Here is a 15,193-nt window from a genome sequence, read left to right as displayed (position 1 = left end):
ACCGGATAATCAGGTGAGCGCCCAGGATTATCTGACGGCATTCAGCCTTTTCGCCCCCCTGACTTGCCAATGGCTTTGTGCAGGTCGTTAATACGCTTCATCGAACGCAGGGTGCGCTGCGAGGTCGTCGAGGCCACTGACAGCACCAGCATTTCCAGGCCTACCATCACCGTTCCGTGCAGCGGTACACGGCCATTTTCTCCCCGGGGTACATGCACCACGACCTGCGACATTTCGCTAAACCGCGAGTCGGTGGCTTGGGTGAGTAAAATGGTGGGAATGCCCAAGCGCGCCGCTTCGCGCAGCGTCGTTAGCCCTTCCCTGTGCGGTGATTTCTGCGCCATCATAATCAGCACATCACCGCGTTGCAGGCTGACAAGCTGCTCCGCCAGACTAAAACCGGTGCGGTTTAAGACGTACGATGGCAGGCCGATACGGCTAAACAGACGCGCGCTATATTCACTTAAAATGCCCGATGCCCCGATACCAAACAACGCCACCTGACGGGCCTCGGTAAGCAGGGCCACCGCTTGCGCAATCGCCGCCCGGTTTTCAGTACTTGCCAGCATTTCACAGGCGCGGAGATGTCCTTCAAGAACAAAATCGATGCTGGAGTTCACATCGCTGGTCAATGCCCCGACCGTGGAGGCCATTTTTTCCGACGAGGTTATGGTCGGGCCAAACCAGTGCTGGAGGGTATGCTTAAGATCGCGCAGCCCGGCAAAACCCAGCGCCTGAATCGCCCGCACCACCGTGGCGTCTGAGGTTTGCGTCGCCTGCGCAATTTCCATCGCCGTATGGTCAAGCACCGCTTCACGGTTATCGTCAATCCAGTTCACCACCGCCAGCAGACGGGGAGAAAGCTGTCCGCTGCGGCTTTTCATACGTTCGCCGAACAAATCGACTCGGCGTTTTTCTTTGCGCGATGCTGCCGGTTTCATTTCGCCTCCTGCGGGATGGGGCGACCGGCAATTTGCGACTGCACTTGCGCCACCAGCAGGCTGAGCGCCGCGTAGGAGTTAGAGATGACCTCTTCACGCGGCAACAGAATGTAATGTCCGGTGCGGCAGGCGCGCATAAAATCGCACCAACCCGGCATGACTTTTTCCATGTCATTGATCTCATCTTGCGGTTTACCGCCGGTATCCGAGCGCCAGGTGGCGAACAGGAAATCAGCGTCGAGATCGGGCAATTGCTCGGCGCTAACATCCATGCGTTCCCCATCAGGAATACGCTCAATCAGCGGCGGGAAACGGAAACCGGCATCGCGCAGCACGCGTCCCAGCGAGTGATAGGAATGATGGACGGTGACTTTGCCATTGTTAGCCTGAATGACTGAGACGCTGATGTTGTGGGTTTGAATGGTACGTTTAAGCTGCGCTATTTGCGCCTGATAGCGGTGGTCAAGCACCGCCAGTCGCGCCTCGGTGCCGGTTAATTGCGCCAGCTTGCTATAGATGCGCGGTGCGCCCCCCAGAAGGTGATCGATACTGACCGTCGGCGCAATTTTCGCCAGTTGCTCAATCGGCACATTGCGATTGGGTTCGGTAATAATAAGATCCGGTTTCGCTGCCGCGACGGCTTCAAGATCGATATCAGCGGTGCCGATAAACTGGATATCGCTGTTATCAAAATCAATACCGGTTAACTGGGCGCTGGAACGCAGGTAGTGGCTGCCGTCAGGCCGCGTACGCCCGTGGCTGGCAACGGGCGGCACGCCAAGCTCAATCAGCGGAATGGTGATATCGAGATCGTGCATCGAGACAATGCGCTGGGGATGCAGCGGAACCTGCACTACGCGCCCAAGATCGTCGGTAAATGCCTGGGTTTGCGCCAATGCCGACGCGCTAAACAGACACAAAAAAGACCACAGCCCACGTACAGTCATCGAAATCCTCATAAAGCGTCGCGACGACGCCACAGCAGTAAAATAAAGAACGGGCAGCCAATTAGCGAAATAATGATCCCGGCCGGAATTTGCAGCGGCGCAAAGGCCAGCCGCCCCACGGTATCGGTCAGTAGCACCAGCAACGCGCCAATCAACGCACTGCCGCTCAACAGCGCAACCTGCCCTCCGCGCAGCACAAATCGGGCCATATGCGGGGCCATCAGGCCAACAAAACCCAGGCTACCGACGCACGACACGCTGGCCGCCGTCAGCAAAACCGGGGCGAAAAATCGCAGTAGTGTCAGACGAGATAAACGCACGCCCAGCCCGCTCGCCATTTGATTGCCAAGCAGCGCCACATCCGCGGCGCGAGCGGTGAGATACAGGATAATCACTGCCGGTAACGCCCACGCGACGGCAACCGCTAACAGTGACCAGGTGGCGGCGTGCAAACTTCCCGCAAGCCAGGTCATCGCGGTCTGAACATCGCGGATGTCGGCGGTGGTGACAAACAGCGCCATTGCCGCCGCCAGAGTCCAGGAGACGCCGATGCCAATAAGAATAAAGCGCGGACGAGAGAGATCGCGCGCCAGCACGATAACCAACAACGCCACCAGCACGCCGCCGAGCATCCCGGCCACCGGTCGCCATACCAGGCTTAACGACGGAAACACGAGGATGAGCGTCAACACGACCATACTGGTCCCCTCCTTGACGCCGATAAGCCCCGGATCCGCCAGTCCGTTTCGGGTGATAGACTGCATAGCTGCCCCCGCCAGGCCCAGCATTCCACCGCAAAAGATAGCCATCAGCATCCGAGGCAGGCGGATGTCGCGCACGATGTAAACCTGCTGAGCGCTTAACGACTGCGGATAAAACAGCGCCCGGCCTATCGCACTCGTGGGGATAGCTAACGTCCCGCGCGTGACGCTATAAACCAGCAACAGGAGGATGAGCGAGACCAGCACGGCGGCAATCTTCACCCTACGCGGGCTCAGTAATAGGCGCCACGGCCCAAATGCTAGCGGGCGAAACCCGGCTTTTTGCACCGCACGCGTCATTTAAAATACCTCACGGCAATGGCGATAAAGATAGGCGCTCCAACCAGAGCGGTCATAACGCCGGTCGCCAGCTCCTGAGGCGCCAGCAGCCAACGGGCAAGAATATCCGCCAGCAGCAATAACAGCGCGCCGGTGGGAAGCGCCAGCAGGAGTCCGCTACGGACATCCTGACCGGCCCAGCGGCGTATGGCATGAGGAACGACCAGACCAATAAACCCGACCGGCCCGGCGACCGATACCGCCGCCCCGCACAGCAGCGCTATGGCAATCACCCCCAGGATGCGGGTACGCGTGACCGCCACGCCCAGACCGCTCGCCACGCGATCGCCCAGCGCGAGAATATTTAAACGCGGGGCAAGCCAGGCTGCCAGCAGCACGCCAGTCAGCGCCGGAATACTCGCTATTTTCAGGGTAGCCAGGGAGATACCCGCCAGATCCCCGGCAAGCCATGTGCGCATCGCCTGGAGCGTCTGTTCATCAAGAATAAGAATTGAGGCGGTCACCGCCGAGGCAAACGCCGACAGCGCCACGCCGCATAAGGTGATTTTCATCGCCGTTGCCCCTGTGCGCCCCGCGCTTGCCAACAGCATCACCAAACCAAACAGCAGCGCCGCGCCGAAGGGGGCGACCAGCGAACGGTCGATCCCCCACTCACCAAACGAAACACCCGCCGCCGAGCAGGCCACCACCGCCAGCGTGGCCCCGGCGTTCAACCCCAGAATATGCGGCTCGCCCAGCGGATTGCGCACCACGGTTTGTAGTAGCAGCCCCGCTGCCCCCAGCGCCGCGCCGGTTAATAGCGCCGCTAATAAACGGGTCAGACGCAGGGTGACAATGATACGGTGTTCAAAATTGCTCGGATCGTTATGCAGTAACGCCTCTATCACCACCCGCGGCGCAATGGCGCGTGCACCAAGGCCAAGATGGACAATCGCCCCGCAGCACAGCAGCGCACTTATCAGCAGTAACGCAAGCTTAGGGCGCACGCGGTGCCGTCGCTGTAGCGTGAGCGCCACCATTAGTCCGGCACCACGCCGGTGCACAATGGCATAAACAGCGGCTTACCGGTTTGCGGGTTGTGCAGCATCTGCACTTCGACATCAAAGACGTGTTGAATGATTTCCGGCGTACACGGCTGCCTCTCATCAACAATATGCGCAATGCGTCCCTGCTTCATAAACACCAGCGTGTCGGCGTAGTTCACAGCGAAGTTGAGATCATGCAGTACGGTGATAACCGTACGCCCATGCGCGCGGGTGAGATGGTGTAGCAGCTCGAGGATCTCCACTTGATAGCGCAAATCAAGCCAGGTGGTCGGCTCATCGAGCAAAATGGTGCTGGTCTGCTGCGCCAATGCCATCGCTATCCAGCATCGCTGCCGCTGACCGCCGGACAGGCTGTCCACCGGCAGATGCGCGTACTCCAGCGTCCCGGTCAGGCGCAGAGCTTCCTCTACCGCGTGTTCATCCTCCGCCGACCACTGACGAATCAGCCCCTGCCACGGATAGCGCCCGCGTGAAACCAGTTCAAACACCGTCAACCCTTCCGGGGTAAGCGGCGATTGTGGCAGCAGGCCAAGCTGGCGGGCGACCTGTTTGGTCGGTAGCGCGTGGATGTCGCGCCCATCGAGGCGAACGCAGCCCGCAAGCGGTTTGAGCATCCGCGCCATGGTATTGAGTAAGGTAGATTTGCCTGAACCATTTGCCCCTGCGAGCACCGTCATTTTGCCCACGGGCAGGGTCAGGCTGATATTTTCAACGATGCGCTGACTGCCGTAGCCTGCGCACAGGGACTCCAGCACAATCCCGCGTGGGTGCGGGGCATCTTGCCGCTGTGGCATGTTTCTCTCTCCAGGGCAACGGCCGTTTCGCGTGCTGCACTTTAAATAAATCTCATTCTCTTTTGATCATGCAATGCCGTTATGTAGTAGTCAAGCTCACTACATTACCGTTTCATTTCACAGGGTCTTTGCTTTTACCTGAACAATCGCTGATTGCCAGCACACTTATAAAAACCATATATATCAATAAATAAAATCATATCCACCATCCAAAAAAGTCCTCATGAGCCTGCTTTTCGCTGCTTAATAAATTTATTCTTCGCTGCATTTACTACTACATCCACTCATGTTTGAATGATTCTCAATTAGATATCCAGTTCATCACCGCGTGATGCACATGGATACATTTTCACAATCAGGGCAATGATTTTTATCACTTTTTATCACCGCACTCGGTGATTTATGGGAAACAGACAGATGACACAGCACTCCCCGACGTTCACGGGAAAAACCGGGCGCGCCCTCTTTTCATTGCTTCTTGTCGGAGCGGTTAGCTCCCCGTCGCTGATGGCGGCAGAAACAAAAACCTCGGGTGATAGCGCCCAGAAAGAAGAGGCAATGACGGTCGTTGGCACTTCGCAGGCGGACCAGACGGTCACCGATGGCTATCAACCACTCAGTAGTTCTACCGCCACGCTCACCTCAATGCCGCTGCTGGATATTCCACAGGTGGTGAATACCGTCAGCGACAAAGTCCTCGCCGACCAGCATGTCACCACGCTTGATGAAGCGTTGTACAACGTGGCAAACGTCGTGCAAACCAATACGCTGGGCGGTACGCAAGATGCCTTCACCCGCCGTGGCTTCGGCGCCAATCGCGATGGTTCCATCATGACCAACGGGCTGCGTACCGTGTTGCCGCGCAGCTTTAACGCCGCCACCTCACGGGTGGAAGTGCTTAAAGGGCCAGCCTCTACGCTATACGGCATTCTCGACCCCGGCGGTCTGATCAACGTCATTACCAAACGCCCGGAACGTACGTTTTCCGGCGACATCTCCGCCACCTCCAGCAGTTTTGGCGGCGGCACGGGACAGGTCGATGTCACCGGGCCGATAGAAGGCACGCAGCTGGCATACCGTCTGGTCGGGGAATATCAGCATGAAGACTACTGGCGTAATTTTGGCAAGGAGCGCAGCAGCTTTATCGCTCCTTCCCTGACCTGGTTTGGCGATGATGCTACGGTTAACCTCTCGTGGTCTCACCGGAGCTACCACACGCCGTTTGACCGCGGCACCATTTTTGATTTAAACACCGGACACGCCGTCGATGTTCCCCGTGACGAGCGTTTTGATGAGCCCTTTAACGTCACCAACGGAGATTCCGATCTCGCGCAGGTGAATGCCGAATACCGCCTGAACAGTCAGTGGACCGCCCGCTTCGATTACGGTTTCAGCCAGGATAAATACAGTGATAATCAGGCGCGCGTTATGGCCTATGACGCCAAAACGGGCAATCTGACGCGGCGGGTAGATGCCACCCAGGGCTCCACGCAGCGCATGCATTCAACCCGCGCAGATTTACAAGGTAATGTGGTGATCGGCGGCTTTTATAATGAAGTTCTCGGCGGTATTGCCTATGAGAATTACGATTTGCTGCGCACTGATATGATCCGTTGCAAAAACGTCAAAGGTTTCAATATCTACAACCCGGCGTACGGTACGCTGGATAAATGCACCAGCGTCTCTGCCGCCGACAGCGACCAGCGTATTCAGCAGGAAACCTATGCGACCTACTTGCAGGACTCGCTCTATCTGACCGACAAATGGATTGCCGTCGCCGGTGTGCGCTATCAGTATTACACCCAGTACGCGGGAAAAGGCCGTCCTTTCAACGTCAATACCGACAGCCAGGATGAGAAACTCACGCCCAAGTTTGGCATGGTTTATAAGCTTACTCCTGCCGTGTCGCTTTTCGGTAACGTGGCACAGTCGTTTATGCCGCAGTCGTCGATTGCAAGCTACATTGGCGACCTGCCGCCGGAAGAGTCTACGGCCTACGAGCTCGGTGCAAAATTCGATCTGTTTGACGGCGTAACATCCAATATCACCTTCTTTGATATTCATAAACGCAACGTGATGTATACCGAAACGATTGGCGATGAAACCTACGCCAAAACGGCGGGTAAAGTCCGTTCGCAGGGTATTGAAGTGGACGTTGCCGGGGCGCTCACCGATAATCTCAACGTCATTGCCAGCTATGGTTATACCGACGCGAAGGTGATTGACGATCCTGATTACGCCGGAAAACCGCTGCCGAACGTGCCGCGCCACACCGGTTCCTTGTTCCTGACTTACGATATTCATAACGTCTATGACGGCAACACCCTGACACTTGGCGGCGGCGGGCACGCGCTGAGTCGGCGTTCTGGTACTAACGGCGCGGATTATTACCTGCCAGGCTATGCGGTTGCCGATGTCTTTGCCGCGTACAAAATGAAGTTGCAGTATCCGGTCACGTTACAGTTGAACGTCAAAAACCTGTTCGATAAGACCTACTACACCTCGTCTATCGCCAGCAATAATTTGGGCAACCAGATTGGCGATCCGCGTGAAGTGCAATTAACGGTCAAAATGGCCTTCTAGGTCACCCGCGGCCCCGCTCTGGGGCCGCATTTACGTAATCTTTCAATAATGTGTCACTTCCCTACAGTTCGTTTCCGCATAATAGTCGTTTTAACTTTTAAGTAACATAATGCGACATTGAGGGATAAGCGTGATGCATCAAACTCTGCGACTTTCACGCTGGCTGCTGGGATTCGCTCTCGCCGCTAGCATGGTGTTACCCGCCAGCGCCAACACCTGGCCGTTACCGCCGCCGGGCAGCCGTCTGGTGGGCGAGAACCGTTTTCACGTGGTTGAAAATAACGGCGGCTCGCTGGAAGCCATCGCCAAGAAATATAACGTCGGTTTTCTGGCGCTATTACAGGCCAACCCCGGCATTGACCCTTACGTTCCGCGCCCAGGCAGCGTGCTGACCATCCCGCTGCAAACCCTGCTGCCGGACGTGCCGCGCGAAGGCATTGTGCTCAATCTGGCGGAGCTGCGGCTTTACTATTATCCGCCGGGCAGCAACAAGGTGACGGTCTACCCTATCGGTATCGGCCAGCTCGGGGGCGATACCATAACCCCAACCATGGTCACCACCGTGTCCGATAAGCGGGCAAACCCGACCTGGACGCCAACGGCCAATATTCGCGCGCGTTATAAAGCACAAGGCATTGATCTGCCGGCAGTGATGCCAGCCGGGCCGGATAACCCTATGGGCCATCATGCGATTCGCCTGGCAGCCTACGGCGGCGTGTACCTGCTGCACGGAACCAATGCCGATTTTGGTATCGGGATGCGCGTCAGCTCAGGCTGTATTCGCCTGCGTGATGGCGACATTAAGGCGCTGTTTGATGAGGTGAAGCCGGGCACCAAAGTGAATATCATCAACACGCCGATTAAAGCGTCCATTGAGCCCAATGGTATACATTGGGTAGAAGTCCATCAGCCGCTATCTGAGCATATTAATGACGATCCACAAACGCTGCCGATTGTCCTTAACGCGGCGATGAAAGCGTTTAGTCAGAACAGCGGTACTGACCGCGAGGTGATGAATAAAGCGCTGGATATTCGTTCGGGCATGCCGATTGACGTCAGCCGACATGACGCGGTTTCGCAGCAAAATATGTAGTGAATAGCAGAAAAAAGAAAAGGCCCTGAGCGTATCCCGCTCAGGGCCTTTTTTATCGCAGTGGTATATTAAAGCATTATGAGGGTTTTAATGCTTATTTATAGATAACAGCAGTACCGTGGAGGGTGTTCGGACCGCTTACTGAAGTGATACGGAACGATTTCGCGCCCATCGCATCAGCTTTCTGTGACAACTCTTGTTCCAGGGATGCCAGGTTTGGACCGGCAGTTGCCGCGATGCTACCTACTTTTTGCTGATCCGCTGGAGTGGACTGCACTTCAACAGCGGCGAAGCTTGCAAATGACAGCGAACTTAGAACGGCTGCGATGGCCAGATTTTTTACGTTTTTCATGATTTTTACCTATGCAGATGATTTTTTGTAGGTCAGACGTTATTAACTTAACGATCGATAAGATAATGATAATGAGATCTACGTCACACGTCAACGCTATTTTTATAACGACCGTTTAATTAATTAAAATTCATATATTTTTCATATGAATATGTTTCATTTATTTTTGTCACGGAAGCGCTAGCTCCCGCTGACGATTATTTTTATAATGAACGTTCACTAAAACCGACTAAGGTAGGCGGCACGATGACAACTGACACGCAAAGTTGCGCGAAAAAAGGCCGTGGTCGACCGAAAGTATTCGACCGGGAAGCGGCGCTTGATAAAGCGATGACGCTTTTCTGGCAGTATGGCTATGAAGCAACCTCGCTTTCTGACCTTGTCGAAGCGACCGGGGCGAAAGCGCCTACGCTTTATGCAGAGTTCGCGAACAAAGAGGGGCTCTTCCGCGCCGTTCTCGATCACTATATTTCGCACTTTGCCTCGAAAAATGAAGCTTGCCTGTTTTGCGAAGAGCAGACGGTGACCGAAGCGCTGAGGAATTACTTCACCTCTGTTGCCACCTGCTTTACCAGCAAAGACACGCCTGCGGGCTGCTTTATGATTAACACCTCAGCGGCGCTGGCGGCATCGTCTAAAGAGATAGCCAAAACCATCAAATCCCGACATGCGGTGCAAGAACAGACGTTATGTCAATTCCTGCAATTACGTCAGGCACGCGGCGAGATCCCCGCTGACAAAAATGTCAAAGAGCTGGCCTTGTTCCTGGGCTGTATTTTGCAGGGAATGTCGATAAGCGCCCGTGAAGGGGCAAGCTTTGAAACGCTGATGCAGATTATTGAAACGACGCTGCGCCTATGGCCGCAGATGATTAAGCAGCCTTAAAAAAACGCCCCGCTATCTGATTGATAGCGGGGCGAATAAGATTGTCATGCTTTTTTAGGCTTTATTAAGAACAAGCTGTCCATTGTTATCCAATGGGATCTGGCTGCCTGGGTTCTTATCCATACGGATTTTCCCCTGCTGGTCGCCAATTTTATAGGTAACATCATAACCCAGCGTCTTCTCAGACTTATCGTACACCGTTTTACAACGCTGTTCGGTTGTGGTGTAGGTGTCGTTATTCTGCATCGCACCCTGCGCCTGGTTACCGGCGTAACCACCGCCTAAAGCACCGACCACCGTTGCCACGTCTTTACCGCGACCACCACCAAACTGATGCCCGATAACGCCCCCCGCCACCGCACCAAGCACTGAACCGGCAATTCGGTTTTCATCCTGTACCGGACGACGATGCGTGACCGTCACGTTACGGCACTCTTTACGTGGGTTTTTGACGGTTTCCGTGATGGGCGTAGAAGAGACAACCTGGGCATACTGTGGGCCACGGTCGAAAACGTTCATACTGGCGACGGCAGCAACACCCAGTGCGGCTGCGACGCCAATACCCATACCCGCCAACATAGATTTATTCACGGGACTTCCTCCTTTGTTGCAATTACTGACAATTGTGCAACCATTTGTTAGCACAGCCAATCAGACAAAGACGCAAAAGAAGTGTTTTATAGGGGGATGTAGGGGTTTCAGAGGATTCTGAGCCACCCGGCGGCGCTTTGCTTGGCCGGGCTACAGGTAGTTGTAGGCCGGATAAGGCGTAGCCGCCATCCGGCAATTTAAAGTCGCCCGGCCAAGCGCAGCGCCGCCGGGAACCCACGATGAATTAGTGCAGCTTAAGACGCGGACGAATCACCCGGTTAATACTGCCCACCAGCATCATCAGCGCCGTTTTGCAGTATCCGTGCAGCGCAATCTGGTGCATACGGTACAAGGAGATGTAAACCATACGCGCAATGCGCCCTTCAATCATCATCGAGCCACGCATCAGGTTGCCCATCAGGCTGCCCACGGTGGAATAGTTGGAGAGCGAAACCAGCGATCCGTGATCTTTGTAGCTGTAGGCTTTTAGTTCTTTGCCTTTCATTTGCGCCAGAATATTGTTCAGCGCGCAGCTTGCCATCTGGTGCGCAGCCTGGGCGCGTGGTGGAACAAAACCGCCTTCTGGACGGGCGCATGACGCGCAGTCGCCGATGGCATAGATATCCGGGTCGCGCGTGGTTTGCAGCGTCGGCTCAACCACCAGTTGGTTAATACGGTTAGTTTCCAGGCCGCCGATATCTTTCATAAAGTCCGGCGCTTTGATCCCAGCCGCCCACACCATCAGATCGGCCTCGATATATTCGCCGTCTTTAGTATGCAGACCGCCTTCATCGGCGCTGGTGACCATCGTTTGGGTCAGGACGCGCACGCCCATTTTGGTCAGCTCGCTGTGGGCCGCCCCGGAAATACGCGGCGGCAGCGCAGGCAGAATACGCTCACCGGCTTCCACCAGCGTCACGTTCAGCGCATCGTTGCTTAAGCCTTTATAGCCGTAACTATGCAGCTGCTTAACCGCATTATGCAGTTCAGCGGACAGCTCAACGCCGGTTGCCCCGCCGCCGACAATGGCGATGTTAACCTTGCCGTTCGCGCCGAGGTTCGCGGAATACTTCAGGAACAGATTCAGCATTTCCTGGTGGAAACGACGCGCCTGATGCGGGTTATCAAGGAAGATACAGTGTTCTTTGACGCCAGGGGTGTTGAAGTCATTCGAGGTGCTGCCCAGCGCCATAATCAGCGTGTCATAGGCCAGCTTGCGCTCAGGCACCAGCAGTTCGCCCTTCTCATCGCGCAGTTCGGCGATAGTCAGCGTTTTGGCTTCACGGTTAATGTCCATCACCGATCCCAGCTGGAACTGGAAGTGATGATTACGCGCGTGCGCCAGGTAGCTCAGCGCATCCACGCCCTCATCCAGTGAACCGGTCGCCACTTCGTGCAGCAGCGGTTTCCACAGATGGCTATGGTTACGATCCACCAGGGTGATTTTTGCTTTTTTGCCACGACCCAGCTTTCTACCCAGTTGAGTAGCCAGTTCCAGGCCGCCCGCACCACCACCGACAATAACAATTTTCTTGATTGGTGTAGTCATGAGACCCCCTTAAAATTTATTAACCAATTGTTAATTAAAAGTTATTAACATAGCCTTTAATTAACAACAAGTTACTAACGCGAAACCATTCAGCTGCAATGAGAATAACATGAATGGTGCATTGGTCATACCAAAATTGATATGCATCAAGTTTTATCGCGCATAAGTTGAGCGACGGGATTTTTTTGCCGCAAATATCGCGTCTGTTAGGTTAAAAATTAACAAAAAAAAGCCCCGGCTGCGCAGAACGCAGCCGGGGCTTTGGTAACAGAATCAGCCTAAGGTTTTGAAGGCCTTGATGCGCTGCAGGTGCGGCGAAATATTTTTAAACTTGTGCCCCTGCTCTTCGTCCCAGATTATCTCGTAGTAATGATGCAGTTCTTCGGCAGTACGCTTGCTGTCCAGCGCATCATCATGACGAGACAGGATCGCCAGGCAACGGTCGCGGTTCTTCTCACGGAAGTTATTCACGCATTTGGTGCCGATATCCATATACTCTTCCGGGCGGTCAATCTTGCCGTCCATATTTTCATACGGGAACAGATTCGGATTAAGCACCACCTGACGAATATCGCACAGGAAACCAATCCGCTCCGCCCAGTAGCCGCCTAAGCCGACGCCGCAAATCAGCGGACGTTCATCGGCGTTCAGTTGCAGCATCTTGTCCACTTCCTTGAGCAGATGCTGCATGTCATGTTTTGGGTGCAACGTACTGTAGCTAATCAGCCGAACATCCGGGTCGATAAACTGCAGTTGCAGCACTTTTTCATGATTGCCTGGGCTATTCGAGTCAAAACCGTGTAAATAGATAATCATCGCGTCCTCACCACACCATTACTCCCACACCGGGAGGGTTAATGACCAGCCTTCACTTCCTGCCAGCGTTCGTGGAGTTGTTCCAGTTCCGCGCTAACCGTTTTCCAGCGGGCGGAGTCCATCAGTTCCTGACGGCTAAATGAACCTTTATGATACAAATTCTTAACACGCTCGGCGTTGATCGGCGACAGGTTATCCAGCACGCTCACCGCCCCTTTACGATTATTGCAGACGAGGATCATATCGCAACCTGCATCAAGCGACGCCTGCCCGCGCTCGGCATAGCTGCCCATAATCGCCGCGCCTTCCATTGACAGATCGTCTGAGAAGATCACGCCATTAAAGCCAAGCTCGCCGCGCAGCACGGTTTTCAGCCAATGCGGCGAACCGCTGGCCGGACGCGGGTCAACCGCATCGTAGACCACGTGTGCAGGCATAATCGCATCCAGCGCGTTCTCGGTAATTAACGTCTGGAACACCGCCATATCTTTAGCACGAATTTCCGCCTCAGAACGCGGGTCATGCGGCGTTTCTTTATGCGAATCTGCGGTCACCGCGCCGTGGCCCGGGAAATGCTTACCGGTCGTTTTCATGCCCGCACTGTGCATACCGTCAATAAAGTGACGCGCCATCGCCAGCGCTTTTTGCGGATCGGCATGATAAGAACGTTCGCCAATGGCGGTACAAATGTGTCCAACATCCAGCACGGGCGCAAAGCTGATATCGATATCCATGGCGATCATCTCGCTTGCCATCAACCAGCCCGCTTCCGCTGCCATGCGACCACCGGCCTCACAGCCCAGCACGGCGGCAAAAGATTGCGCCGCCGGTAATTGGGTAAACCCTTCGCGGAAGCGCTGAACGCGTCCACCTTCCTGATCGACCGCCACCACCAGCTGATGATGCGATGCGCTTCGGATCTGGCGTACCAGTTCGCGCAACTGAGCGGGATCATGATAATTACGGGTAAACAGAATTAAGCCGCCCACTAACGGATGCGCGAGGATTTCACGTTCCTCTGCATCCAACTCAAAGCCTTCAACATCCAACATTACTGGGCCCACACGGCCTCCCTTTTGTGCTTAAGCTGGCGCCAAACGTCGTTGGCCAGCGTGATAAATTGTTCGTCGCCGGTTTGTTGCCAGCGGCACTCAAACCAGCCGGCCATCAGCATCAGTACCCACGGCCGCCAGCGCATCACCTGCTGCCACAAAAGCGGCGGCGCGATGTTGGCGCGTTCGGCGTAGGCCACGGTTAACTGATGGCGCTGTAAATTGTCCTGCGTCCATACCGCAGCCAGCTCCAGCGCGACATCGCCATCACCGGCGTACTCCCAGTCGATAAGCCGGAGTCCTTGCAAGGTATGCACAATGTTGCCAGCGTGAACATCCATATGCAGCGGGGCCAGTCGTAGCGCGCGCGGTTCGCCCCGCTTTTGCAGACGCTTTAGGCACCGAAGCCAGAACGGAGTCCGGCGAGCCGGGTCGCACTGCTGCCAGTACTGCTCAAGTAAGGGCAATAAAGCCAGTGACCAGCCGAATCGGCGCTGATGGTGTAAATCATACAGGAGAGTCGCTAACGAGCGATGTGCCGGGAGCACGCTTTTGATCTCACCGGCTAAAAATTCAACCGCCATCCAGCCTGGGGTATAAAAAACCGGCCGAGGGGCAAGCGTTGCGGGAAGATGGCATAGCGCGTGATACTGCCGAAGAAAATCACTTTCCGGGGCATCGGGCGCATGATGCTGGCGCAGAACCAGCCGCCGTTCGCCGTGCTGAAGAATGCAGCTGCTGCCGCTCAGCCCCGACGTTTCGGGGCTGGCGACGACGCAATACTGAGGGAAATAGCGTGAAAGTACCGCATCACGCGTAAGCTTATTGTTGCGCAACCGCACCCTTTCCTGACCAGACGATTTCACCGGTCTGCACCAGCATAAGCTGCATTTGAAGCGTCGGTGAATTGACGTTGCCGGTGGCGTTGGAGTACAGCACGTACTGCGCACCAACGTTACGCGCGATCCCCATCGCTTTACTGCGTGAGCCCAGGCTGTCTTGTGGAGAAAGACCGAGCTGCTGTTTGGCAACCGCCAGTTGCTGCGGGGTCACCAGGGTGAATTTACCGTTGCCCGCCAGCGCATTATGCAGTGCGGTTGTCGCTTCTCCGGCATTTAACGACCCGTTGGTGCGGTTGTTAACGCTGTCGACCAGCAAAATACTGCCCGCATTCACGCCGCTCGCCTGCAACATTTTCGCCACCATCGGTTGTGCGGCACCGTTCCAATCGTAGTGACGAACCCGCGGCGTAGGCTGCGCGGTGGCGTCACCACCGTGTTCAATCGGCCCCGGCTGCGCAGGGATTGTCGGCACGCCCGGAACGGTTGTCACCGGTTGCTGTGGCTCTACCGGCTGCTGCGGTTGTTGCGGATTAGCCGTCTCAACCGGCGCAGGTTCATTACGAATTACACACCCTGCCAGCAACATTGCCAGCGAGGCAATAAGCGCATAGCGACCCAATTTACTCATTCGAGTTTACCCC

Annotated in this window: 15 protein-coding genes; 3 read left to right on the top strand and 12 right to left on the bottom strand. The window is 55.4% G+C overall.

What is annotated here, in order from left to right:
• Positions 1-41 precede the first annotated feature (41 nt).
• The 5 genes from ACIPDS_RS03285 to ACIPDS_RS03265 are packed head-to-tail and all read right to left on the bottom strand — an operon-like array spanning position 42 to position 4,789.
• Positions 42-941, bottom strand: coding sequence for a MurR/RpiR family transcriptional regulator (locus tag ACIPDS_RS03285; RefSeq protein WP_400732551.1), 900 nt, complete (start codon positions 939-941; stop codon positions 42-44).
• Complete coding sequence (locus ACIPDS_RS03280; protein ID WP_400732548.1) at positions 938-1,888, bottom strand: ABC transporter substrate-binding protein; 951 nt, start codon at positions 1,886-1,888, stop codon at positions 938-940. The genes ACIPDS_RS03285 and ACIPDS_RS03280 overlap by 4 nt, the downstream gene beginning before the upstream one ends.
• 8 nt (positions 1,889-1,896) lie before the next feature.
• On the bottom strand, positions 1,897-2,949 hold the full coding sequence (locus ACIPDS_RS03275; RefSeq protein ID WP_400732546.1) for a FecCD family ABC transporter permease: 1,053 nt from the start codon (positions 2,947-2,949) through the stop codon (positions 1,897-1,899).
• Positions 2,946-3,968, bottom strand: a complete 1,023-nt coding sequence (locus tag ACIPDS_RS03270) for a FecCD family ABC transporter permease (protein ID WP_400732544.1) — start codon at positions 3,966-3,968, stop codon at positions 2,946-2,948. Before ACIPDS_RS03270 ends, ACIPDS_RS03275 begins: the two co-directional genes overlap by 4 nt.
• On the bottom strand, positions 3,968-4,789 hold the full coding sequence (locus ACIPDS_RS03265) for an ABC transporter ATP-binding protein (protein ID WP_400732542.1): 822 nt from the start codon (positions 4,787-4,789) through the stop codon (positions 3,968-3,970). The genes ACIPDS_RS03270 and ACIPDS_RS03265 overlap by 1 nt, the downstream gene beginning before the upstream one ends.
• 417 nt (positions 4,790-5,206) lie before the next feature.
• On the opposite strand from ACIPDS_RS03265, the gene ACIPDS_RS03260 reads away from it, so the two are divergent.
• Together ACIPDS_RS03260 and ACIPDS_RS03255 are read left to right on the top strand one after the other, a co-directional pair.
• Positions 5,207-7,372 (top strand): TonB-dependent siderophore receptor, encoded by a 2,166-nt coding sequence (locus ACIPDS_RS03260; protein WP_400732540.1) that lies wholly within the window; start codon positions 5,207-5,209, stop codon positions 7,370-7,372.
• Between the two features lie 133 nt (positions 7,373-7,505).
• Positions 7,506-8,465 carry a L,D-transpeptidase family protein gene (locus tag ACIPDS_RS03255; protein ID WP_400733440.1) on the top strand — a complete coding sequence of 320 codons (960 nt, stop codon included), beginning with the start codon at positions 7,506-7,508 and terminating at the stop codon, positions 8,463-8,465.
• Between the two features lie 94 nt (positions 8,466-8,559).
• Here the strand turns inward: ACIPDS_RS03255 and bhsA are convergent, their stop codons facing one another.
• Positions 8,560-8,817, bottom strand: a complete 258-nt coding sequence (gene bhsA / locus ACIPDS_RS03250; protein ID WP_166513988.1) for a multiple stress resistance protein BhsA — start codon at positions 8,815-8,817, stop codon at positions 8,560-8,562.
• A gap of 246 nt (positions 8,818-9,063) precedes the next feature.
• Between bhsA and ACIPDS_RS03245 the strand changes: the two genes are divergently transcribed.
• Positions 9,064-9,702 (top strand): TetR/AcrR family transcriptional regulator, encoded by a 639-nt coding sequence (locus tag ACIPDS_RS03245; protein ID WP_166513989.1) that lies wholly within the window; start codon positions 9,064-9,066, stop codon positions 9,700-9,702.
• 54 nt (positions 9,703-9,756) lie between these two features.
• Here ACIPDS_RS03245 and ACIPDS_RS03240 read toward each other — a convergent pair whose 3' ends face one another.
• The 6 genes from ACIPDS_RS03240 to lpoB all read right to left on the bottom strand — a co-directional run bounded on the left by ACIPDS_RS03240 (position 9,757) and on the right by lpoB (position 15,180).
• The gene (locus ACIPDS_RS03240; RefSeq protein ID WP_073971190.1) at positions 9,757-10,293 is read right to left on the bottom strand and encodes a glycine zipper 2TM domain-containing protein; all 537 of its coding nucleotides are present in this window, start codon (positions 10,291-10,293) and stop codon (positions 9,757-9,759) included.
• 244 nt (positions 10,294-10,537) lie between these two features.
• A complete protein-coding gene (locus ACIPDS_RS03235; protein ID WP_166513990.1) occupies positions 10,538-11,842 on the bottom strand; it encodes an NAD(P)/FAD-dependent oxidoreductase in 1,305 nt (434 codons plus the stop codon).
• A gap of 273 nt (positions 11,843-12,115) precedes the next feature.
• Positions 12,116-12,658, bottom strand: coding sequence for an alpha/beta hydrolase YcfP (gene ycfP / locus ACIPDS_RS03230; RefSeq protein WP_393970188.1), 543 nt, complete (start codon positions 12,656-12,658; stop codon positions 12,116-12,118).
• Positions 12,659-12,696: 38 nt separating this feature from the next.
• Positions 12,697-13,722, bottom strand: a complete 1,026-nt coding sequence (gene nagZ, locus ACIPDS_RS03225) for a beta-N-acetylhexosaminidase (protein WP_400732536.1) — start codon at positions 13,720-13,722, stop codon at positions 12,697-12,699.
• Positions 13,710-14,552, bottom strand: coding sequence for a thiamine kinase (gene thiK / locus ACIPDS_RS03220; RefSeq protein ID WP_400733437.1), 843 nt, complete (start codon positions 14,550-14,552; stop codon positions 13,710-13,712). The genes nagZ and thiK overlap by 13 nt, the downstream gene beginning before the upstream one ends.
• Positions 14,533-15,180, bottom strand: a complete 648-nt coding sequence (gene lpoB / locus ACIPDS_RS03215; protein WP_400732534.1) for a penicillin-binding protein activator LpoB — start codon at positions 15,178-15,180, stop codon at positions 14,533-14,535. The genes thiK and lpoB overlap by 20 nt, the downstream gene beginning before the upstream one ends.
• Positions 15,181-15,193: the final 13 nt, after the last annotated feature.

The sequence above is a fragment of the Kluyvera sp. NPDC087067 genome, assembly GCF_044745165.1.
In the GTDB taxonomy this organism is placed as follows: Bacteria; Pseudomonadota; Gammaproteobacteria; order Enterobacterales; family Enterobacteriaceae; genus Kluyvera.
Note: the sequence above shows the minus strand (reverse complement) of the source record. Positions and strands in the feature narration are given on the sequence as shown.